Genomic DNA, 20,347 nt, shown 5'->3' with positions numbered 1-20,347 from the left:
GCGAAAAGATCGCGCGCAATTCCGAGGCGGATAATGCGGATCATAGAGCAATGATGGACGAGCACGAAAAAAGCGAGCGGGCAAATCCGGCGCGTATCGAGGCGGAGATCGCGGACAGCTTCGACGAAGAATTCGAAATGGAAATGGACGACGCGCGACTGGCGCGCCTGCTCGACGGCCATGACCGCGACGGCGAGGCGGGCCTTCTCGATCGCCAAGTCTATTTCAAGGAACTCTTCCGGTTACAGCGTGAGCTGATCAAGCTTCAGGACTGGGTCGTCAACACCAAGGCCAAGGTCGTCGTCATTTTCGAAGGCCGGGACGCAGCCGGCAAAGGCGGCGTGATCAAGCGGATCACGCAGCGTCTCAACCCGCGTGTCGTACGGGTCGTCGCGTTGCCGGCGCCAAGCGAGCGAGAACGTTCGCAGTGGTATTTCCAGCGTTATGTGCCGCATCTTCCGGCCGCCGGTGAAGTCGTGCTTTTCGATCGCTCCTGGTACAATCGTGCCGGCGTCGAACGCGTCATGGGCTTCTGCACGGAGAACGATCTCGAAGAATTCTTCCGCACGGTTCCGGAATTCGAGAAGATGCTCGTGCGCTCGGGCATTACGCTGATCAAATACTGGTTCTCGATTTCCGACGATGAGCAGCATCTGCGATTCCAAATGCGGATCCACGATCCGATCAAGCAGTGGAAGCTCTCACCGATGGATCTCGAGTCGCGGCGGCGTTGGGAGGATTACACCAAGGCCAAGGAAGCGATGCTCGAGCATACGCATATTCCCGAGGCGCGCTGGTGGGTCGTTCATGCCGACGACAAGAAGCGGGCGAGGCTCAATTGCATTCAGCACCTGCTGAGCCAAATTCCGTATCAAGATGTGCCGCGCGCACCCGTCGTGCTGCCGGAACGCGTGCATCATCCAGACTATAGCCGCGCGCCGGTTCCGGACGACCTTTACGTGCCAGCGATCTACTGATCGGCCGAGCAGAGCGACTTACGATCCTTGATCGGCTCCATGCGGAGCCGATCAGGGGGCGTGACGAGAAGCACGCACTCCGTAACGCCCGCTTGGCCGTTTAGCGAATACGGCGCGGGTTCATATAGAGGTCGGCTTCCTGACGCTGGATGTCCGGTTTGATGCGGCCATCGCGGATGTCGTGAGCGAGGCTCTTAACGTGGCGGCGGGCCTGACTGTTGAAAGAGACCATGCCGGTGAAGAGCTTCATCACTTGCAGCAAGCGCGACTCGGCGTGATCGCCGCGCACTTTGCACTTCCACCTGCCGCCGATCGTCAGAATAGCGCCGTCGATATGACCGACATGCTCACCGTGCTGATCGATCAGCGTGTAGTCGCCGCCGAGATTTATGAAGTCGCGACGGAACCGATAAAAGCGTGGCATGCCTTCGTCCATCAGGAAGAACGAAAAGTTTTCGGGCAGCAGCGGCCATTTGTGTGCCGAGCGCTCGATATAGACGAGATAGTCGTCTTCGCTCGTGTTGATCGAGAAAGTCGTAACGGGGAGGCCGTTGGCCGCGAGCGTCTGCTGGATCGAGCGGCCGAGCATCATGTCCATGCTGGCCTTCCAGTTCAGGTTCTCCGAGAAGAGCTTCATGACGAGGCGCTTCTCCATGCCGCTCGCGGCTTTCCAAAGCTCTTTGCGATAGCCAAGGACGCCCGTGCGCTCGCCATTCTCGATGATCTCGGCGAAGATATCCATGTCGCTCGTGAACTGGCGCGACTTGCCACGATTGCGCTCACGCTTCCACGGGCCGAACTCGATCGAGTTGAAGGGCGTCAGCCAAACATCGACGTTGAAATCGTGCCAGGTCTTCTTCGCGTCTTTCGTCGCGCTCTTGCTTACTTTTTCGAGCTTCGAGACGTTCGCTTTCGACGTGTCTACCGGTTTCGGCTGCTCACGAACTTCGTCGCGCGCGACGGTCGCGGCTTCGGCAGCGGCGGCCTTGGCTTCGGACTCAACGCTCTCTTTCTTCCAGGCATTTGCAGTCATCGGACATTCCTCGCGCGCGGCGCTGAACACGTCTCAGCGAATCATTCGAGGACGGTAGCATCGCGAGCGTTCTCGACTGTGGTGACGAGAAAATTTGCGGTGGGAAACGGGTTACCGAGTCCCGAAGATGGCCGAACCGACACGGACGTGCGTCGCACCGAAGGCAATTGCGGTTTCGAAGTCGCTGCTCATGCCCATGCTTAGGCCAGACAGCCTAAGCTCGCGGGCAAGTTTGGCGAGAAACGCGAAATGGACAGCGGGTTCTTCATCGACCGGCGGGATACACATGAGACCGGCGAGGGGCAGCTTGAGCTGGTCACGGCAGAGCGCGACGAAGGCAACAGCCTCGCGCGGCATGACGCCGGCCTTCTGCGGTTCTTCTCCGGTGTTGACTTGTATGAACAGCTCAAGCGAGCGGCCCTGCTTCGCCATTTCATCGGCGACGGCACGGGCGATCTTTTCGCGATCGATGGTATGGATGGCGTCGAAAAATGCGACGGCTTCCTTCGCCTTGTTGGATTGCAGCGGACCGATGAGGTGTAACTTCACGCCGGGGAATTCGGCGCGCAGCGGCGGCCATTTGCGCTCGGCCTCCTGGACGCGATTTTCACCGAATACGCGCTGGCCGGCTTCGATGACAGGCCGAATGGCCTCGGCATCGAATGTCTTGGAGACGGCGACGAGCTCTATGCCATCGGCAACACGTCCTGCGGCTTTTGCAGCGGCAACGATTTCATCGTTTACGTGCTTTAACCTGTCGACCGGGGTTTCCTGGTAATTGTCGTCTGGCACGCGCGTTCCTCGATGGTCTCGAACCCTTCCATAAACAATCCAGCTCACAAGGAACAAGTGTCGCAATTTCGCACGGGGTTCCTATATAGGACGTCCCGATCGAAACATCCGGTTTCGCTCGCCTCCAATGACTACCTTCCCCGAACTCAGACCGAACTTGAGGAGCATCCCCTAATGCTGAAACTCGCCGACGCACGCCGCATCATCGACGCTGCCGAAAAGAAGGCCAAGGAAATCGGTCAACCCATGAATATCGCCGTGGTGGACGAAGGCGCGAACTTGATTTCGCATATTCGCATGGACGGGGCGTGGCTCGGATCGATCAACATTGCGATCAACAAGGCGTTCACGTCACGCGCCTTCAATATTTCGACGAAGGAACTGGCCGAGAACAGTCAACCTGGCGACCAGTTCTTCGGCATCCATGTTTCCAACCACGACCGGGTGATGATCTTCGCGGGCGGCATTCCGCTCAAGGATTCGAAGGGCGCGGTCATCGGCGCCATCGGCGTATCGGGCGGTAGCGGTGTGCAGGATCAGACCGTTGCGGAAGCCGGCGCCAGCGCGCATACGTGCTGAGCGTCTAGCGCGAGAATAATATTTTTTGCGGGCGGCGCTTGCGTCGCCCGTTCTGTTTCATGGCGATTTCCGTTCGCTCTTGTCAAATTGATCGCCTTCCGGGACTGCGTATGGCGGAAACGTGTGTTCTTCACCCGCCAGCAAGTCCAGATATTTGCGATTGATGAAAACTCTGTCACGCCATGCGCGCTCCTCAATAAGCACGCCGATGGCTACAAGTTCTTTTAAATAGTTTGACACAGTCACCCGGTTGCCCAGGCGAGCCTGTACCAGATTTTCAATACGACAATATGGCTGCGAAAAGATGATCTCAACGAGATCTCTTGAATAGATCCGCGGCTTTTCCGTTCGGATGAAGATCGTTGCATCTTCCATCTGCCTTCGAATGGCCTCGACCTTCGCGTTCGTCCAGCGCGCCGTCTCCTGAATTGCGGTAAGAATATAAAGAACCCAGTTTTCCCAATCGCCATTTCGCGTCACGCGCGCGAGGTTGGCATAATAGTCATTTCGCGTTTTGAGAATGTAACGACTAAGGTAGAGCGTTGGCTTGTCGAGCAACCCGGCCTGCACCAGAAACAACAGATTGAGAATCCTGCCGGTGCGGCCGTTGCCATCACTGAATGGATGGATAGCTTCGAACTGGTAGTGCTGTACTGCCATTCGAATGAGCGGATCAATATCGGACTCGGCGTTGACGTAGCGCTCCCAATTGGCGAGCATGTTCCGGATCAATTCGGCCCCTTCGGGCGGCGTATAGATCACTTCTCCGGTTACACCATTGCGCAGCGTCGTTCCTGGTGTAGCGCGCACGTCGAAGGCCGTACCGGTGATTGTGCGGCATGTATCGACCGCGATTCGCGTCGAGATAGGTCTTTCCGATAGCGCCCGGAACCCTTGATGCAAAGCAGTTCTGTAGCGCATTGCCTCTTTTGCTGCTGGATCGCTCACTGGATTGTTGTCGCCGAAGCTTGCTTCACGAAACAGCGAGTCGTTCGTCGTGACGATGTTCTCAATCTCCGAGCTTGCGCGCGCTTCGAGCATCGGTATCGCATTAATGAGAACGGATTGATCCGGGATGAGCCGACCAGAAATTTTGAGCGCTGCAAGCTCGACCCTCGCGGCGACGCATCGCTTCAGGATGGCCTTGGTTTCGAGATCGACTGTGGGCGGCAACGGAGGAAGGGCGTTGTAGGGCCGATCGGCGGAGCCTTGGTTTTTCGATTTGGCGGATTTTATCATGTTCGTATTTTACTTATTTTTGCGCATGATGGCGTGCGTCATGTTCAATGAACGCACATGATATTGCAATCATGTTCGAAAATTGTGAAAATTTGAATATGATAACGTGCTCGCGCGCATCCTCTGAACATGAGCCGCCACTCATGTTCGAAAATCGCCAGAAAGCGCACATGATTGACACAGTGGACCAGCCGGCCTCAGATCCGCCGACGCCAACGACTTGACCGGCTTTACCATTCGGGCTCTTTACGGCTTTCCACGAATTCTTGAACGAGATCCAAGGCCCCATGGCCACTGAACGCTACAACGCGGCCGAGCGCGAAAAACACTGGCAATCCGTCTGGGAGAAGGGCGAGATCTTTCGCGCCTCCGAGGATCCCAGCCGTCCCAAGTCCTATGTCCTCGAGATGTTCCCGTATCCGTCGGGCCGCATCCACATGGGCCATGTCCGCAACTATGCGATGGGCGACGTCGTCGCGCGCTACAAGCGTGCCCGTGGCTTCAACGTGCTGCATCCGATGGGCTGGGACGCCTTTGGGATGCCGGCGGAAAACGCCGCGATGGAACGCAAAGTCCATCCCGGCACGTGGACTTATGCCAACATCGACACAATGCGCGGACAGCTCAAATCGATGGGCCTGTCGCTCGACTGGTCACGCGAGATCGCGACGTGCTCGCCGAGCTATTACAAGCATCAGCAGAAGCTGTTTCTCGATTTCCTCAAAAAGGGCATTGCCTACCGGAAATCCTCGAAGGTCAACTGGGACCCGGTCGACCACACGGTTCTCGCCAACGAGCAGGTGATCGACGGACGCGGCTGGCGATCTGGCGCGCTCGTCGAGCAACGCGAGCTGACGCAGTGGTTCTTCAAAATCACCGACTATGCCGACGAGCTGTTGAGCGACCTCGATACGCTCGTCAACTGGCCCGAGAAGGTGCGCCTGATGCAGGCGAACTGGATCGGCCGCTCGGAAGGCATGCTCGTCCGTTGGGCTCTCGATAAGAAGACGTCGCCCAAAGATTTCAGCGAGCTCGAAGTCTATACGACGCGGCCCGACACGCTGTTCGGCGCGTCGTTTCTTGCCGTCGCGGCAGACCATCCGCTGGCGAAGGCGGCCGCTGAAAAAGATCAGAAGCTTGCGGAGTTCTGCGAAGAATGCCGCCGCATGGGCACATCCGTCGCCGATATCGAATCCGCTGAAAAGCGCGGATACGATACGGGAATTCGCGCCGTGCATCCGTTCGACGCCAGCTGGCAGCTGCCGGTTTACGTCGCCAATTTCGTGCTCATGGAGTACGGCACAGGCGCCATCTTCGGCTGTCCGTCCGGCGACCAGCGCGACATGGATTTCGCGCGCCGCTACGATCTTCCCGTGGTGCCCGTGATCCTGCCGCCGGGCGAGGATGCGGCGACATTCGAGCTGACGAACAAGGCCTATGCCGACGATGGCACACTGATCAATTCGCGGTTTCTCGACGGACTTTCGACGTCTGCCGCCTTTGACGAAGCGGCGAAGCGTCTTGAAAAGCAGACGCTCGAATCGCGGCCCCAGGGCACGCGCAAAGTCAATTACAGGCTCAGAGATTGGGGCATCTCGCGGCAGCGCTATTGGGGCTGCCCGATTCCGATCATCCACTGCAAGACGCATGGCGTCGTTCCGGTGCCAGAAAAAGATCTGCCGATCGAACTGCCGGAAGACGCGACGTTCGATAAGCCGGGCAATCCGCTCGACCGGCATCCGACGTGGAAGCACGTCAACTGCCCGATTTGCGGCGAGCCGGCGCTGCGCGAAACCGACACGATGGACACCTTCGTCGACTCGTCCTGGTACTTCGTGCGCTTCACGGCGCCGGAAGCGCAAACGCCCGTCGACAGAAGCGCGGCGCAATACTGGCTGCCGGTCGATCAGTATATCGGCGGTATCGAGCACGCGATTTTGCACCTTCTCTACTCGCGCTTCTTCGTGCGGGCGATGTGCGATACGGGGCACTTGTCGTTCGCGACGAACACGCGCGAACCCTTCGCGGCGCTCTTCACGCAAGGCATGGTGACCCACGAGACTTACAAGTCCGAGGACGGGGTGTGGCTGTTGCCGAGCGACGTCCGGCTCGAAGGCGAAGGCGCCAATCGCCGAGCCGTCGAGATATCGAGCGGCCGCCCTGCCGCGATCGGCAGCATCGAAAAGATGTCGAAGTCAAAGAAGAACTTGGTGGACCCGGACGACATCATTGCCCACTACGGTGCCGATTGCGCCCGCTGGTTCATGCTTTCGGACAGCCCGCCGGAGCGCGACGTCATCTGGACCGAAGCCGGCGTCGCGGGCGCGGGACGCTTCATCCAGCGCGTCTGGCGGATCGTCGATGAGATTGCCGAGGCCTATCCTGGGGAAAAGGGTCCGAAGCCATCTTCGTTCGGGCCCGAGGCCCTCGAAGTTCGAAAGGCCGCGCACCGGGCGCTGGATGCGGTCGGCCGCTCCATCGAATCGTTGCGTTTCAACGTGGCGGTCGCCAACATCCACGAATTATCCAATGTTCTCCAAGCGGGTTTATCCAAGCGTGGACCGGACGTCGCCTGGGCCGTTCGGGAGGCCGGGGAATTCCTGGTTTTGATGATCGGCCCGATGATGCCGCATTTGGCTGAAGAATGCTGGGCGCGGCTCGGATACAACACGCTGGTCGCGAATGAGCCTTGGCCAGCGCCAGAACCCGAGCTGCTCGTTGACGATCAAGTCACCATTGCCGTACAGGTTAATGGTAAGCGACGGGACGAACTCGTGATTTCGCGCAGTGCGAAAGCCGAGGAAGTTGAAGCGGCGGCGTTGCAGCTTGGATCGGTGGTGCGTGCGTTGGATGGGCGGCCGCCGAAAAAAGTTATCGTCGTTCCGCAGAGGATCGTGAATGTCGTTGGTTGAGGGGCGGATTGGGGGACGAGGCAAGTGCAGCCTGACGGTTGCGCGCGGCCTCCTCGCGGCTTCAGCTTTCATTGCCCTTTCGGCGTTGGCAGGTTGTGGCGACGGTGGTTTCCGTCCGCTCTATGGCTCGTCGCTTATCGGTGGGGCTGCTGTCACCGAACGATTGGCGACCGTCGATATCGCACCTATTCCGGGCCGGGTCGGCCAGCGCATCCGCAACGAGCTGATCTACCAGACGACCGGCGGTGGGGCTCAGAAACCGCCGCTATACCGTCTCGACATTGCCATTCGCGAATCGGTCACGTCGATGCTCGTTGCCGTGGACGGAAACGCCGGCAACCAGATCTACAGCGTCGACGCGACGTTCAGCCTCATCCGGTTGTCCGACAAGAAAGTGGTTGCGCAGGGCACGAGCTACGGCCGCGCCTCGTTCGACCGCGTGTCGTCGATCTTCGCCAACGTCCAGGCCCGGCAGGACGCGGAAAACCGCGCAGCGGAAACCGTCGGCCAAGAGATCCAGACGCGGCTGCTCGCAGTCTTATCGACCGGGAACGCCTAGCTCTGATATCTAGGGCGAGCCCCTAGAAGAGCACCCCGATGGCCGCCGTCAAACCACAACAAGCCTCAGCTTTCATGAAATCGCCGCCCGCCGATCTGGCGGCCGTGCTGTTTCATGGGTCTGACCCGGGTCTCGTGAGCGAACGGGCGGCCGCACTCGCGAAAAGCCTCGCTGCGAGAGAGAATCCTCCCGGAGAGGTGCTGAAGATCGACGAATCGGAATTCGACGAGGATCCAGGCCGCCTCGAGACGGAGCTGCAGACGCGGCCCATGTTTTCGGGCCGCCGGATCGTCCGCGCGATCGCGAGCCGGCGCGTGTCGACGGCGCTCTTGAAGCCGCTTCTCACGTCCGGGCCGCTCGAGGGCCTGCTGATCGTCGAAGCGGGGAACCTCAAGGCGGATGACAGTCTTCGATCTCTATTTGAATCCCAGGCGAAGTGCTTTGCCGTCGCCTGCTATCCTGACAGCGCTGCCGACATCGACGCGCTGATTTCCGAAGTTCTTTCGTCGTTTTCGCTGACGATCGAAGGCGACGCGCGCGCGCTGCTGCAGAGCCGGCTCGGCGCCGATCGTGCGCTTTCGCGCGCTGAGATCGAAAAGCTCGCGCTTTTCTGCCTGGGGCGGCCCTCCATCACGCACGAGGACGTCGAGGGGTTGGTAGGAGATGCAGCGGGACTGGCGCTCGAACGCATCGCTGAAGCCGTCGCCGAGGGACGCACGAAGGATGCGATCAGCGACTTCGGCCGGGCTCTCGGATCGGGTGAAAACGCGCAGGTGATCATCCTGATCGTGCAACGCTATTTCCTGAAACTGCATCGGGTCAGAAGCGACGTCGATACCGGGCTTCGTCTCGACGATGCGCTCAAATCCGTCCGCCCACCATTGTTCTTCAAGCAGAAAGACAGCTTCGCGCGGCAGGTGCGCAGCTGGTCTCGCGGACAGCTCGATCAGGCACTCCGACGCATTGCGGAAGCGGCGAAGACGGCGCGCCTGACATCGAATTTGGAGGACGTCGTCGCCGAGCGCATGATTTTGGCGCTCGCATCAATGGCGGCGGTATCGGCGGCTGCGGCGGGCGGCCGCTAGCGCGCGGCTTGCGACCGCCTCTCCCGTCCCTATAGTGCCTGCGCAATTGGCAAGGGGGACGACATGACGGACACGCGTTACGACGTAATCGGGATCGGTAACGCGATCGTCGATATCATTGGGCGATGTGATGACGCCTTTCTCGCGACCGTTGGCGTAACGAAAGGCAGCATGCGCCTGGTCGACGCGGATGAAGTCAAGAAGATCTATTCCACGATGGGCCCCGCCATCGAGATTTCAGGCGGATCGGCAGCCAATACCATCGCAGGCGTCGCCTCGTTCGGCGGACGCGCCGCATTCATCGGCACCGTCGCCGACGATGATTTCGGCAAAGTCTTTTCTCACGATATTCGCTCGATCGGCGTCGCTTTCAACGCACCGGCCGTTGCCAATGGCGCACCGACATCGCGTTCGCTCATTCTCGTGACGCCTGACGGCGAACGCACGATGAATACGTTCCTCGGCATTTCAACGAGCTTCACTGAAGCGCAGCTAGACCTCGAAATGATACGCGCCGCGTCCATCCTTTATCTCGAAGGATATTTGTTCGACGAGCCGCAAGCGAAAGCCGCTTTTCGTTCGGCATTAAACGCTGCGAAAAGCGCGGGGCGAAAAACCGCGCTCACGCTTTCGGACGGCTTTTGCGTCGATCGCCATCGCGGCGAATTCCTCGAACTCATTCGCTCCGGCATCGATATTCTTTTCGCCAATGAATCGGAGATCAAATCTCTCTATCAAACGGACTCGTTCGAGATTGCCGCCGAAAATGCGCGAAAAGACGCGAAACTGGCTGTTCTCACGCGTAGCGGCAAAGGCTCCGAGATTCATTCCGGAGAGCAGTCGATTACGATATCGCCATTTCCGGTCGAAAAGGTCGTCGATACGACGGGTGCCGGCGATTTATATGCGGCCGGATTCCTATTCGGATATGCGCGGGGATTAGATCTTGAAATCGCCGGGAAGCTCGCGAGCCTCGCGGCTTCCGAAATTATCAGTCACATTGGCGCCAGACCGTCAGTTTCGCTCGCCGAATTCGCGAAGCAACACGGCGTCATTTCGTAGCTTCAAAGCTATTACAACCGCCTATTTCGACAATTCCGGAAATGCCAATTCTGATTGAATGGCGTTCAGATGGAGAATATATAGGGGGTGAAACGTGTCCAATACGGACTCGAATTTATTCTCCCTGGAATTGACGAATATATTCCAGCAATCTCGAAACCAACGAATCGCTTCGTTTCGAGGTTCGCTCAAAATGCTTCACTCTCCCCTTCGCCGCGGCCGCCCGAAAGGTACCGGCATCGATGATAGCGACCGTATTGCACGGTTGGACGAGTTGCTGAGGGTACATCCGGAATTGAGACCGACCACCGCTATACGGTTGATGGGATATTCGAACCCATCGGCGATTCGCCGCCTGCGCGATAAATACAAAGTCTTTTCGTTGAAGACGCGCATCGAACTCGCAAAAGACCTTCGTGGGACCACGCCGGCCGCGGCGGGGCTTTCCCCCGAGGCAACGCCTCAGGCGATGCTACACGGTCGTTGAGCCCTTTGCGCAAAGACGGCCCATTCCGACAATTCGATTTCTGAACTTATCCTGTGATCACTCGCGGGCCGCTTCCCCAAGCGGTCCATTTTTTTTGCCTTTTCGCGCGCGAAACCCAGCTCAGAGCTTGCGCAGCGACGCCACCTCGACGCGATGACTTTCGCCCTTCTGCAAAATGAGCTGGGCGCGGCGGCGCGTTGGAAGGATGTTTTCTTCGAGGTTCTTGAGGTTGATCTCGCGCCATAGCTTCAGCGCGATGCGGCGTACCTCGTCGGGGGCAAGCGTCGCGTATTTGTGAAAGTAGGCGCCGGGGTCGCGAAACGCGGTGCTTCTGAGACGCATGAAACGCGTCAAATACCAATTCTCGATGATCGCCGGATCGGCATCGATATAGATCGAGAAATCGATGAAATCCGAAACGAATGGAATGGTGCCGCCGTCTTTCGGCATGTCGGCGGGCTGGAGAATATTCAGGCCTTCGATAATGAGGATATCGGGCTGCTCCACAAACACTTCCTGACCGGCGAGAATATCGTATTGGAAGTGCGAATAGACAGGCGCCGCGACGCGCGAGACGCCGGATTTGACGTCGCCCAAAAAGCGCAAGAGCCGTTCCGTGTCGAAGCTGTCGGGAAAGCCTTTCCGCTCCATCAGGCCGCGGCGCTGCAGCTCGGCATTGGAATAGAGAAAGCCATCAGTCGTCATCAGATCGACGCGCGGATGGTCAGGCCAACGCGCCAGAAGCGCCCGCAGGACACGCGCTGTCGTGCTCTTGCCGACTGCGACGGACCCCGCGACGCCGATGATGAAGGGGACTTTCGTATCTTTGCGCCCGAGGAATTCCGAGCTGACCGAATGCAGCTTCTGCGCAGCCGCGACGTAGAGATTGAGAAGGCGCGACAGGGGCAAATAGATCTGCTCGACCTCGTCGACCGAAAGCTCCTCGATGATGCCCGAGAGCTGCTCGAGCTCATTCGGCTTCAGTGTCATCGGCGTATCGGCACGAAGTCTCGCCCATTCCTCCCGCGTAAAGACGCGGTAGGGGGAAAAGGGGACACCCTCTGGACGGCGCGCTTCGCCGGGCGCTTCCGCCGGCAGTTGCGCCTTTGCCTTCTTGCGGGCCGCGGCGCGCGTTTTCACGATGCGCCTCGGGTCCGGGAGGCCTTCTCTTCAAGTCCCGAAGTGCCCATGCGACCGTCCAGAACCTTCAGGACCTCCTGAAGAGTGACGTTGCGGGATTCGAGCAGGACGAGGAGGTGATAAAGCACGTCCGCCGCTTCTGCCTTGAGCGCCGCTGTGTCGGTTCCCAACGCGGCAATGACGGCCTCCACCGCTTCTTCGCCGAACTTCTTGGCGCAGCGCTCGGTGCCGGCGGTCAACAGTTGAGATGTATATGACTTTCCACTCGTGTCGGAACGCCGCGAGTGGACGAGCGCGGCAAGACGCTCCAACGTATTCACATCACTCATCTTTGTGTCTCGTGCTATTGGGCTCGAGCGCACGAGCCCCTTGGCGCGCACAGCATCAAGCCGCCGCGAGTGCGTCAAGCGGCGGCTCTAAAATTGCGACAGAAAGCTTAAAAACTCAACCTCCGCCAAGGCGTTGGCGGATGTAGTCGAGCTGGTCGAAGTTGCCGTAGCGGATCGTGAGGGTGCCGGTTTCGCCCGAGCCGCGCCGGACTTCGACCTTAAGCCCTAAGAGATCGGTCAGCTCTTTCTCGAAGGCTTTCGTGTCGGCATCTTTATCGCGCGCACGCCGGTTGCCGCCGGTTGAGCCCTCTTGGCCAAAGGTCTGCTGAACGAGGGCCTCGACGTCGCGGACGTTCAGGCTGTCGTCGATGATCTTCTTCGCCAGCGATTCAGCGTCGGCACGGCCGATCAGAGCGCGGGCGTGACCTGCCGTCAGCTGGCCCTGCTGGACGAGCGACTGGACGGGGGTGGGGAGCTTCAACAGCCGGAGCGTGTTGGCCACGTGGCTGCGGCTCTTGCCGATGATTTCGGAGAGCTGCTCCTGGCTGTAATCGAAGCGCTCGACGAGTTCGCGATAACCCGACGCTTCTTCGATGGCGTTCAAATCCTGGCGCTGGACGTTCTCGATGATCGCAAGCTCGAGGACTTCGCGGTCGGTGAGCTCGCGGATGATCACAGGGATGGTGTGCATCCCGGCCTTCTGCGCCGCGCGCCACCGGCGTTCGCCAGCGACGATCTCGTAGCCGCCCGACATTCCGTTCGGCCTGACGACGATCGGTTGGACGAGACCTTTGGTGCGGATCGATTCCGCCAGCTCCGCCAGTTCATCGTCGCGGAAATCCTTGCGCGGATTGAGCGGGCTCGATTTGACCTCGGCGATCGAGACCATGCGCTGCTCGCCCTCGGGCGGAAGGCGATGTCCGAGGGGTGCCGGTTCTCCGATGAGAGAGGCAAGGCCACGGCCCAGGCGGCTCTTCGGCACCATCGAGTTCATCTGCTTATCAGTCCCCTGCTTGTCGGTTTGTCGTTTTGATCCGGCGTTTTTCTAGCTGTTTAAGCGGCCTTGTATCGCCGTTCGCGCTCCATGATTTCGGTCGCAAGCCGGATATAGGCCTGGCTCCCGGGGCAATCGTAGTCGTAGAGCAGGATGGGCTTGCCGTGCGACGGTGCCTCGGCGATGCGCGTATTACGCGGGATAACGGTGTCGTAGACCTTGTTGCCGAAGAAGGCGCGAACGTTGTCGGCGACTTCGCGCGATAGAGACGTGCGCGCGTCGTGCATCGTCAGGACGACGCCTTGAATTTCGAGACGCGGATTGAGCGTCGCGCGGATCTGCTCGATGGAGTCCTTCAACTGCGAAATACCTTCGAGCGCGAAGAACTCGCACTGAACCGGCACGAGTACCGCGTGCGCCGCGGACATGGCGTTGAGCGTCAGCAGATTGAGAGACGGCGGGCAGTCGATCAGCACATACGTAAATTGCTGGTCCGCATCGCGGGCGCGCAGATGTCCGATCATTGCCGTGATAGCGTCGCGGAGCTTGAACGCCTTGTTCGGGTCGGCTGCAAGCGCCGCGTCGATACCGACGAGATCACTGTTCGCCGGCACGATGAAGAGATTCGGGACCGCCGTTTTCAGGACGGTATCGAGGATGGCTACGTTGCCGGTCAAAATGTCGAATGTCGTCTTGAAGCGCTGCTCGATGTCGACGCCGAGACCGGTCGAAGCGTTGCCCTGGGAATCGAGGTCGAGAATGAGAACCCGTTCACCGACGGCCGCCAGCGCGGTGCCGAGATTGATCGCCGTCGTCGTTTTGCCGACGCCGCCTTTTTGATTGGAGACAGCAACGACGCGCGGTCCCGCGCTCGCACCGCCCGTGCCTGAAACGTAGCCGGCCACGGGTTTATCCCTCCGTCCTTGGGTTCAACGCTTTGAGCAACACAACGCGGCCGGCCTCTTCCGTAACGCTTGGAATCAGCTCAAAGGCAAACTGCCAGTCTCGAGCTGCGTTCTCGAGTTCGGCCGAAACGTCACGGCCCTTCAAGAACATGCCAAGCGTAGAAGACGCAAAATAAGGTGCCGCGATCTCGACCAGTCGCGAGAGTGGTGCAAGAGCGCGCGCGGTAACGCAGTCGGCCTTGCCTATCTTAGCCTGAGTCTCGGGATTTTCGATCCTCATGCCCAGAATGTCCACAGCAACGCGGGTTTCGCGGGCGACTTCGCGCATGAATGCGGCCTTTCGGCTGTCGCTCTCGACCAGTATGTGGCGCGTGCCGCCGGTTTCGGAAGCCATGATCGCCAGGACGAGGCCTGGAAAGCCGGCGCCGGAGCCGAGATCGAGCCAAGTCTGGGTACTTTCCTGGGTGTTTTCCGGGCGGTAGCGCCAAAGCTGGGCGCTATCCGCAAAATGGCGGTGCCAGATCTCGTCAAGCGTACTCGGGGCGACGAGGTTGATGGTTTTCTGCCAGCGCTTCAGGAGCGCGGCGTACGTCTCCAGTTTTTCTCGGATTTCATCGGAAACTTCGAACCGGCGCTGAAACTCTTCCGGCGTGTCGATGCCTGACAACGCCATTAGGCGCTCTTGCGGTCGCGTTTGCCGCTCTTGGCCGCCTTGAGGCGGGCAAGCAGGGTCAGAAGCGCGGCGGGCGTCATGCCTTCGATGCGGCCGGCCTGGGCAATCGTCGAGGGGCGGTGACGCGCCAGTTTCTGGCGAATCTCGGCCGAAAGGCTCGGAATGGTGGCGTAATCAAAGTCATCGGGAATGCGAACGGCCTCGTCCCGCTTCAGCTGGTCGACGTCCTCGTCCTGGCGGCGGAGATAGGCGGCGTAGCGGGCATCGACTTCGAGCTGGTCGGCGATCCGCGGCGCGATGTTGCCGATTTCGGGCCAAACGGATTTCAGGCGGTCGAGCGAGATTTCGGGAAAAGCCAACAAATCGAAGGCGGTACGGCGCCGGCCGTCACGATTGACGGTGAGGCCGTGGCGAGCCGCTTCGGTCGGAGTCAGCGAGAGCTGGTTCAGGAGATCGAGGCCCTCGGCGAGCGCTTTGGCCTTGGTCTCGAACTTCCGGCGGCGCTCGGGGCCAACGCAGCCGAGGGCGATGCCTTCGGGCGTCAGGCGCTGGTCGGCATTGTCGGCGCGGAGCTTCAGCCGGAATTCCGCCCGCGACGTGAACATCCGATAGGGCTCGGAAACGCCCCGCGTGATGAGGTCATCGACCATCACGCCCAGGTAGCCGGCCGTCCGCGAAATGGCGTACGTTTCACGTGAATCCTCGATAATTGTCGCTCCTGTTTCACGTGAATCCGTTTCACGTGAATCACTGGAGGTTGAATCGCGGGTCGTTTTGCTGGCGGTCAGGGCGGCGTTGAGCCCCGCGAGAAGGCCTTGGGCGCCGGCTTCCTCGTACCCGGTGGTGCCGTTGATCTGACCAGCCAGGAATAGGCCGGGCAGGCGCTTGACTTCGAGGCCCGGGGTCAGCTCGCGGGGATCGACGTAGTCGTATTCGATGGCGTAGCCCGGCCGCTTTATGACGACATTGGCCAGCCCGGGCATGGTTTTCAGAAAGGCTTCCTGGACTTCGACCGGCAGCGAGGTCGAGACGCCGTTCGGATAGATCGTGTCGTCGTCGAGGCCTTCGGGTTCTAGGAAAATCTGATGCGCCGCGCGGTCGGCGAATCGCACGACCTTGTCCTCGATCGATGGGCAATAGCGCGGGCCGACACTTTCGATTTGGCCCGAATACATAGGAGAACGCGCGAGATTGGCGCGAATGATCTCGTGCGTCGCTTCGTTCGTGTAGGTGATCCCGCAGGCGATTTGCGGGGTCGTGACCGCTTCGGTCAGAAACGAAAACGGCACCGGATCATCGTCGGCCTTCTGCATTTCGAGGTCTGACCAATCGATCGATTTGCCGTCGAGGCGCGCTGGCGTGCCCGTCTTCAGGCGGCCGAGTTTCAGGCCCAGGCCGTAAAGGCGTTCGGAGAGCTTCAGGGCGGGCGCTTCGCCGGCCCGGCCGGCGGGAATCTTCTGCTCGCCCATGTGGATGAGGCCATTGAGGAAGGTGCCCGTCGTCAGCACCACGGCGCCAGCGCGCAGTTCGCGGCCATTAGCGGTGATGGCGCCCTGGACCCGGCCATCGATGACAATCAGGTCTTCGACGCCGCCTTCGATGACTTCGAGGTTTGGAATCGCGGCGATTTCGGCCTGCATGGCTTGGCGGTAGAGCCTGCGGTCGGCCTGGGTGCGGGGCCCATGGACGGCGGGGCCCTTCGAGCGGTTCAGAAGCCGGAATTGGATGCCGGCGGCGTCCGCGACTCGGCCCATCAGGCCGTCAAGGGCGTCGATTTCGCGGACCAGATGGCCCTTTCCGAGGCCGCCGATGGCCGGATTGCACGACATTTCGCCGATCGTTGCGAAGGCATGGGTGACGAGCGCCGTTCGCGCGCCCATGCGCGCCGCAGCCGCGGCTGCTTCGGTTCCGGCGTGGCCGCCGCCCACAACGATGACGTCATACGTGCTGTTCATGGCCAGGACCTAGCGCATCCGGGGGACGCGCAAAAGGCGGTATGTCGCCGGTCTTTGCCCACAGGAGTCTAAAAATAGGGGCTTGCGAATCCGGGAATCATTTCACGTGAAACCTTTTGGACTCACTTGCCGATGCAGAATCGACTGAAAATTTGGTCAAGGACGTCCTCGACATCGACTCGGCCGGTGATCCGGCCCAGCGCGTGAGCGGCGCGGCGCACGTCCTCGGCGCGGAGTTCGATCGGACCCGGGGGGCCGTTAAGGAAGGCGCCAATATCATTGAGGGCATTTTCCAGGGCTTCCCGATGGCGGGCCCGGGTCAGCGCGGGTTCGGTCGCAGAGCCTACGGCTTCGCTGGCGCGCTTCGCGATCTCCGCGATGAGCTGGTCGATGCCAGCGCCGGTCTTGGCGGAGACTGCGAGCCCGTCAAAGCGGGAATCAAGTGCAAGATCCTGTTTGGAACGGATTGCAAGACTTGTTTCACGTGAAAAATTAAGTGGCGGAATCGATTCAGGATTTTCGGCTAGCCACAGCACCAGGTCGGCGTCGCGGGCGGCTGCAAGGCTGCGGCGGATGCCTTCGCGTTCGACGTCGCTCGCGGTTTCGCGAATGCCGGCGGTGTCGGAGACGATGACGGCGAGGCCGGCAAGGTCGAGGCGAACCTCGATAACGTCGCGCGTGGTTCCGGCTTCCGCCGAGACAATCGCTGCGTCGCGGCGGGCCAGCGCATTCAGCAGGCTCGACTTCCCGGCGTTCGGGGCCCCCAAAAGCGCAACGCGGAATCCCTCGCGCAGAATCTCGCCACGATGGCCGTCATCGAGATGCGCGGCGATTTCCTTTTGCAACGTTTCCGCCCGTTTTCGCGCTTCATTGAAGGCGGACGCCGATACGTCACCTTCGTCGGAAAAGTCGATTGCGGCTTCGACCAGCGCGGCAATCTCGATCAAGCGGGTTCGCCAGCCGTCGTAGAGTTTCGAGAGAGATCCAGCTGTCTGGGCGAGCGCCTGGCGGCGCTGGGCTTCGGTTTCCGCTTCGATGAGATCGGCGAGGCCTTCGATTTCGGCGAGGTCGAGCTTTCCGTTCTCGAATGCACGACGGGCGAATTCGCCAGGTTCGGCGAGACGGCAACCGGCGATCTCTCCCAGCGCGGACAGCAAGGCGGCAATGACGGCGCGGCTGCCGTGAACCTGGAACTCGACGATATCTTCGCCTGTTTCGGTTTTTGGCGCGGCGAACCAAATAACTACGGCCCTGTCGAGCACGTCGCCGGTCTTCGGATGCTTAATGGTGCGGAAGGCTGCGAAGCGTGGTTCCGGCAGTGGTCCCGTCATCATTTCGAGCGTCGTCCGGGCGGCGGGACCTGATACGCGAATGACCGCGACACCGGCACGTCCTGGAGCGCTCGAAAGCGCGAAGATCGTTGAAGCCTCTTTCATTGGCTTCGCGTACTCGTAGACGGCGACGACCGCAACTCGATCACGATATCCCTCCTAACGCCGACAGGTGCCAAGTGACCGAAAATCGCCTGAAGTATGAGACGAGCCCTTATCTTCTACAGCACCAGGATAACCCGGTGCATTGGTGGGCTTGGGGTCCGGAAGCGCTTGCCGAAGCCAAGCGAACGGGAATGCCGATCCTGCTCTCCGTTGGATACGCTGCGTGCCACTGGTGCCATGTGATGGCGCATGAGAGCTTTGAAGATCCGGCGACGGCGGAGGTGATGAACAACCTCTTCATCAACATCAAGGTTGATCGCGAGGAGCGCCCCGATATCGATGCGATCTACATGGGCGCGCTGCACCGGCTCGGCGAGCAGGGTGGATGGCCGCTGACAATGTTTCTCGACAGCGACGCGAAACCGTTCTGGGGCGGAACGTACTTTCCACGTGAATCACGATACGGACGTCCGGCATTCGTGACGGTGCTTCTGCGAATCTCGGAGGCCTATCAAAATCAGCCCGACAATGTGCGCAAGAATACTGAAGCGCTCATTGCTTCGTTGAAGGACGACAGCGTCGCGAACGGCGACGCGAACGTGCCTCGTCTTGACGTTCGTGATCTCGTTCAGCGCATCGCGCGTGCCGTCGATCGTGAGCACGGTGGGCTCTCCGGCGCGCCGAAGTTTCCGCAATGGAATATCTTCTGGCTGTTGTGGCGTGGCGCCATTCGTTTCGACGATCAGCGCGCGAAAGACGCCGTTGTGACGACGCTTCGCCATATCGCGCAAGGCGGTATCTACGATCATCTCGGTGGAGGTTTCGCACGCTATTCCGTCGATGAGCTGTGGCTCGTCCCGCACTTCGAGAAGATGCTCTACGACAATGCGCTGCTGATCGATCTCATGACGGAGGTTTGGCGCGAGACGCAGGAACCTCTCTTCAAGATCCGCATCGCCGAGACGGTCGCCTGGCTCGAGCGTGAGATGATCGGCGAAGCGGGCGGTTTCGCGGCTTCTCTCGATGCCGATAGCGAAGGCGAAGAAGGCAAGTTCTACGTCTGGAGCGCGGAGGAAATCACTGAGGTTCTCGGCGCCGATGATGCTCGATTCTTCAATCGCGTTTACGGCGTGACGCCCGACGGCAATTTCGAAGGACACACGATCCTCAATCGGCTCGACTCGCTGGCACTGCTTTCAGAAGACGAGGAAGCGCGTCTCGCCGTACTGCGCGCGAAGCTTCTTCAGCGGCGCGCGGCGCGCGTGCGACCGGGATGGGACGACAAGATCCTCGCCGATTGGAATGGTCTGATGATCGCTGCACTTTCGCGCGCCGCGGTGGTGTTTGGAAAACCGGAATGGCTTGCGCTCGCGGAGCGCGCCTTCACGTGCATCACGACGAAGCTCGCCGCCGGTGGCGATCGTCTCTTTCATTCCTATCGCGCGGGTCTCGCGAAAGCACCGGCCACCGCGTCGGATTATGCGAACATGACATGGGCCGCGCTCCGGCTATTCAGCGCGACGCAATCGGAAAGCTATCTCGCCCAGGCCCAGCGCTGGACCGATGTTCTCGATCAGCATTACTCCGATAGCGAGAGCGGCGGATATTTCACTGCGGCCGACGATACGACGGATGTTGTGGTCCGCCTCAAGACGGCGACGGATGATGCCGTCCCAAGTGCAAACGCCATCCAGCTTTCAAACTTGATCGCGCTTGCGGCCGTCACCGGCGACAGCCGTTACGACAATCGGGCGCGGCAGTTGGTTAGCGCATTTGCGGGCGCAGTCGCGCGCGTTCCGACCGGCCACTGCGGTCTTATCGCGGCGGAACTCGATCTGGATCGTCCGGTTCAAGTTGCTGTGATTGGCAGCGACAATATTCTCGGAACGGAGCTTTATCGGGTGTCGTTGCCGGGAGCCCTGGAATTCATTTCGGCTGCGGCACCCAGTCTATCCAGCCAATCGCCGCTCGCCGGAAAAGCGAGCATCGGCGGCAAATCAATGGCTTACGTGTGCGTCGGGCCAACCTGCAGCACGCCTTTGCAGGAGCAGCATGAATTTCGCGCGCGACTGCGTGCGGCAAGATCGGCGACTGAAACTTTCTAATGACTCTTTACCGCGTTGAAACGTCCCAGAGTTCAAACGCTTGGCTGAAACAGCCTCTGAACGATATAGAGGTCGGGTAGAAAGG

General features: G+C 60.1%; 19 protein-coding genes. 9 read left to right on the top strand and 10 right to left on the bottom strand.

Going from position 1 to position 20,347, the window contains the following annotated elements; genetic code table 11:
* Window positions 1-50 precede the first annotated feature (50 nt).
* Complete coding sequence (gene ppk2 / locus AB4Z24_RS12200) at window positions 51-977, top strand: polyphosphate kinase 2 (RefSeq protein WP_441708803.1); 927 nt, start codon at window positions 51-53, stop codon at window positions 975-977.
* A gap of 100 nt (window positions 978-1,077) precedes the next feature.
* Here the strand turns inward: ppk2 and AB4Z24_RS12195 are convergent, their stop codons facing one another.
* Both AB4Z24_RS12195 and AB4Z24_RS12190 read right to left on the bottom strand, forming a co-directional pair.
* Window positions 1,078-2,010, bottom strand: coding sequence for a hypothetical protein (locus AB4Z24_RS12195; RefSeq protein ID WP_441708439.1), 933 nt, complete (start codon window positions 2,008-2,010; stop codon window positions 1,078-1,080).
* Window positions 2,011-2,121: 111 nt separating this feature from the next.
* Entirely contained in the window at window positions 2,122-2,802 is a 681-nt protein-coding gene (locus AB4Z24_RS12190; protein ID WP_441708437.1) for a YggS family pyridoxal phosphate-dependent enzyme, read from the bottom strand.
* A 174-nt stretch (window positions 2,803-2,976) separates the two neighbouring features.
* Here AB4Z24_RS12190 and AB4Z24_RS12185 point away from each other — a divergent pair, with 174 nt between their 5' ends.
* Window positions 2,977-3,381 carry a GlcG/HbpS family heme-binding protein gene (locus AB4Z24_RS12185; protein WP_441708436.1) on the top strand — a complete coding sequence of 135 codons (405 nt, stop codon included), beginning with the start codon at window positions 2,977-2,979 and terminating at the stop codon, window positions 3,379-3,381.
* 57 nt (window positions 3,382-3,438) lie between these two features.
* On the opposite strand, the gene AB4Z24_RS12180 is transcribed toward AB4Z24_RS12185, so the two are convergent.
* Complete coding sequence (locus AB4Z24_RS12180; RefSeq protein WP_441708801.1) at window positions 3,439-4,554, bottom strand: Fic family protein; 1,116 nt, start codon at window positions 4,552-4,554, stop codon at window positions 3,439-3,441.
* Between AB4Z24_RS12180 and AB4Z24_RS12175 the strand changes: the two genes are divergently transcribed.
* The 6 genes from AB4Z24_RS12175 (at window position 4,447) to AB4Z24_RS12150 (ending at window position 10,725) form a co-directional block, all read left to right on the top strand.
* A complete protein-coding gene (locus AB4Z24_RS12175) occupies window positions 4,447-4,671 on the top strand; it encodes a hypothetical protein (protein WP_441708818.1) in 225 nt (74 codons plus the stop codon). The two genes, AB4Z24_RS12180 and AB4Z24_RS12175, sit on opposite strands and share 108 nt — an antisense overlap.
* Window positions 4,672-4,907: 236 nt before the next feature.
* On the top strand, window positions 4,908-7,532 hold the full coding sequence (gene leuS, locus AB4Z24_RS12170) for a leucine--tRNA ligase (RefSeq protein WP_441708434.1): 2,625 nt from the start codon (window positions 4,908-4,910) through the stop codon (window positions 7,530-7,532).
* Window positions 7,519-8,091, top strand: coding sequence for a hypothetical protein (locus AB4Z24_RS12165; RefSeq protein WP_441708433.1), 573 nt, complete (start codon window positions 7,519-7,521; stop codon window positions 8,089-8,091). Before leuS ends, AB4Z24_RS12165 begins: the two co-directional genes overlap by 14 nt.
* A gap of 74 nt (window positions 8,092-8,165) precedes the next feature.
* Window positions 8,166-9,176 (top strand): DNA polymerase III subunit delta, encoded by a 1,011-nt coding sequence (holA, locus tag AB4Z24_RS12160; protein WP_441708431.1) that lies wholly within the window; start codon window positions 8,166-8,168, stop codon window positions 9,174-9,176.
* A 63-nt stretch (window positions 9,177-9,239) separates the two neighbouring features.
* Entirely contained in the window at window positions 9,240-10,238 is a 999-nt protein-coding gene (locus AB4Z24_RS12155; RefSeq protein WP_441708429.1) for an adenosine kinase, read from the top strand.
* Window positions 10,239-10,332: 94 nt separating this feature from the next.
* Window positions 10,333-10,725 carry a hypothetical protein gene (locus tag AB4Z24_RS12150; protein ID WP_441708427.1) on the top strand — a complete coding sequence of 131 codons (393 nt, stop codon included), beginning with the start codon at window positions 10,333-10,335 and terminating at the stop codon, window positions 10,723-10,725.
* A gap of 120 nt (window positions 10,726-10,845) precedes the next feature.
* Here the strand turns inward: AB4Z24_RS12150 and coaA are convergent, their stop codons facing one another.
* The 7 genes from coaA to mnmE form a co-directional block, all read right to left on the bottom strand.
* The gene (coaA, locus tag AB4Z24_RS12145; RefSeq protein ID WP_441708799.1) at window positions 10,846-11,823 is read right to left on the bottom strand and encodes a type I pantothenate kinase; all 978 of its coding nucleotides are present in this window, start codon (window positions 11,821-11,823) and stop codon (window positions 10,846-10,848) included.
* Between the two features lie 38 nt (window positions 11,824-11,861).
* A complete protein-coding gene (locus AB4Z24_RS12140) occupies window positions 11,862-12,194 on the bottom strand; it encodes a phosphoribosyl-ATP diphosphatase (RefSeq protein WP_441708425.1) in 333 nt (110 codons plus the stop codon).
* A gap of 115 nt (window positions 12,195-12,309) precedes the next feature.
* The gene (locus AB4Z24_RS12135) at window positions 12,310-13,188 is read right to left on the bottom strand and encodes a ParB/RepB/Spo0J family partition protein (protein ID WP_441708424.1); all 879 of its coding nucleotides are present in this window, start codon (window positions 13,186-13,188) and stop codon (window positions 12,310-12,312) included.
* A gap of 59 nt (window positions 13,189-13,247) precedes the next feature.
* Window positions 13,248-14,093, bottom strand: a complete 846-nt coding sequence (locus AB4Z24_RS12130) for a ParA family protein (RefSeq protein ID WP_441708423.1) — start codon at window positions 14,091-14,093, stop codon at window positions 13,248-13,250.
* Window positions 14,094-14,097: 4 nt separating this feature from the next.
* On the bottom strand, window positions 14,098-14,766 hold the full coding sequence (gene rsmG / locus AB4Z24_RS12125; protein WP_441708422.1) for a 16S rRNA (guanine(527)-N(7))-methyltransferase RsmG: 669 nt from the start codon (window positions 14,764-14,766) through the stop codon (window positions 14,098-14,100).
* A complete protein-coding gene (gene mnmG, locus AB4Z24_RS12120) occupies window positions 14,766-16,721 on the bottom strand; it encodes a tRNA uridine-5-carboxymethylaminomethyl(34) synthesis enzyme MnmG (RefSeq protein ID WP_441708421.1) in 1,956 nt (651 codons plus the stop codon). The genes rsmG and mnmG overlap by 1 nt, the downstream gene beginning before the upstream one ends.
* A 122-nt stretch (window positions 16,722-16,843) precedes the next feature.
* Window positions 16,844-18,157 carry a tRNA uridine-5-carboxymethylaminomethyl(34) synthesis GTPase MnmE gene (gene mnmE / locus AB4Z24_RS12115; RefSeq protein ID WP_441708420.1) on the bottom strand — a complete coding sequence of 438 codons (1,314 nt, stop codon included), beginning with the start codon at window positions 18,155-18,157 and terminating at the stop codon, window positions 16,844-16,846.
* A 74-nt stretch (window positions 18,158-18,231) separates the two neighbouring features.
* On the opposite strand from mnmE, the gene AB4Z24_RS12110 reads away from it, so the two are divergent.
* Complete coding sequence (locus tag AB4Z24_RS12110; protein ID WP_441708419.1) at window positions 18,232-20,262, top strand: thioredoxin domain-containing protein; 2,031 nt, start codon at window positions 18,232-18,234, stop codon at window positions 20,260-20,262.
* Window positions 20,263-20,347: the final 85 nt, after the last annotated feature.

Origin of the sequence: Hyphomicrobium sp. 2TAF46 (genome assembly GCF_052114865.1) — a bacterium.
Classification (GTDB): Bacteria; Pseudomonadota; Alphaproteobacteria; order Rhizobiales; family Hyphomicrobiaceae; genus Hyphomicrobium_B.
Note: the sequence above shows the minus strand (reverse complement) of the source record. Positions and strands in the feature narration are given on the sequence as shown.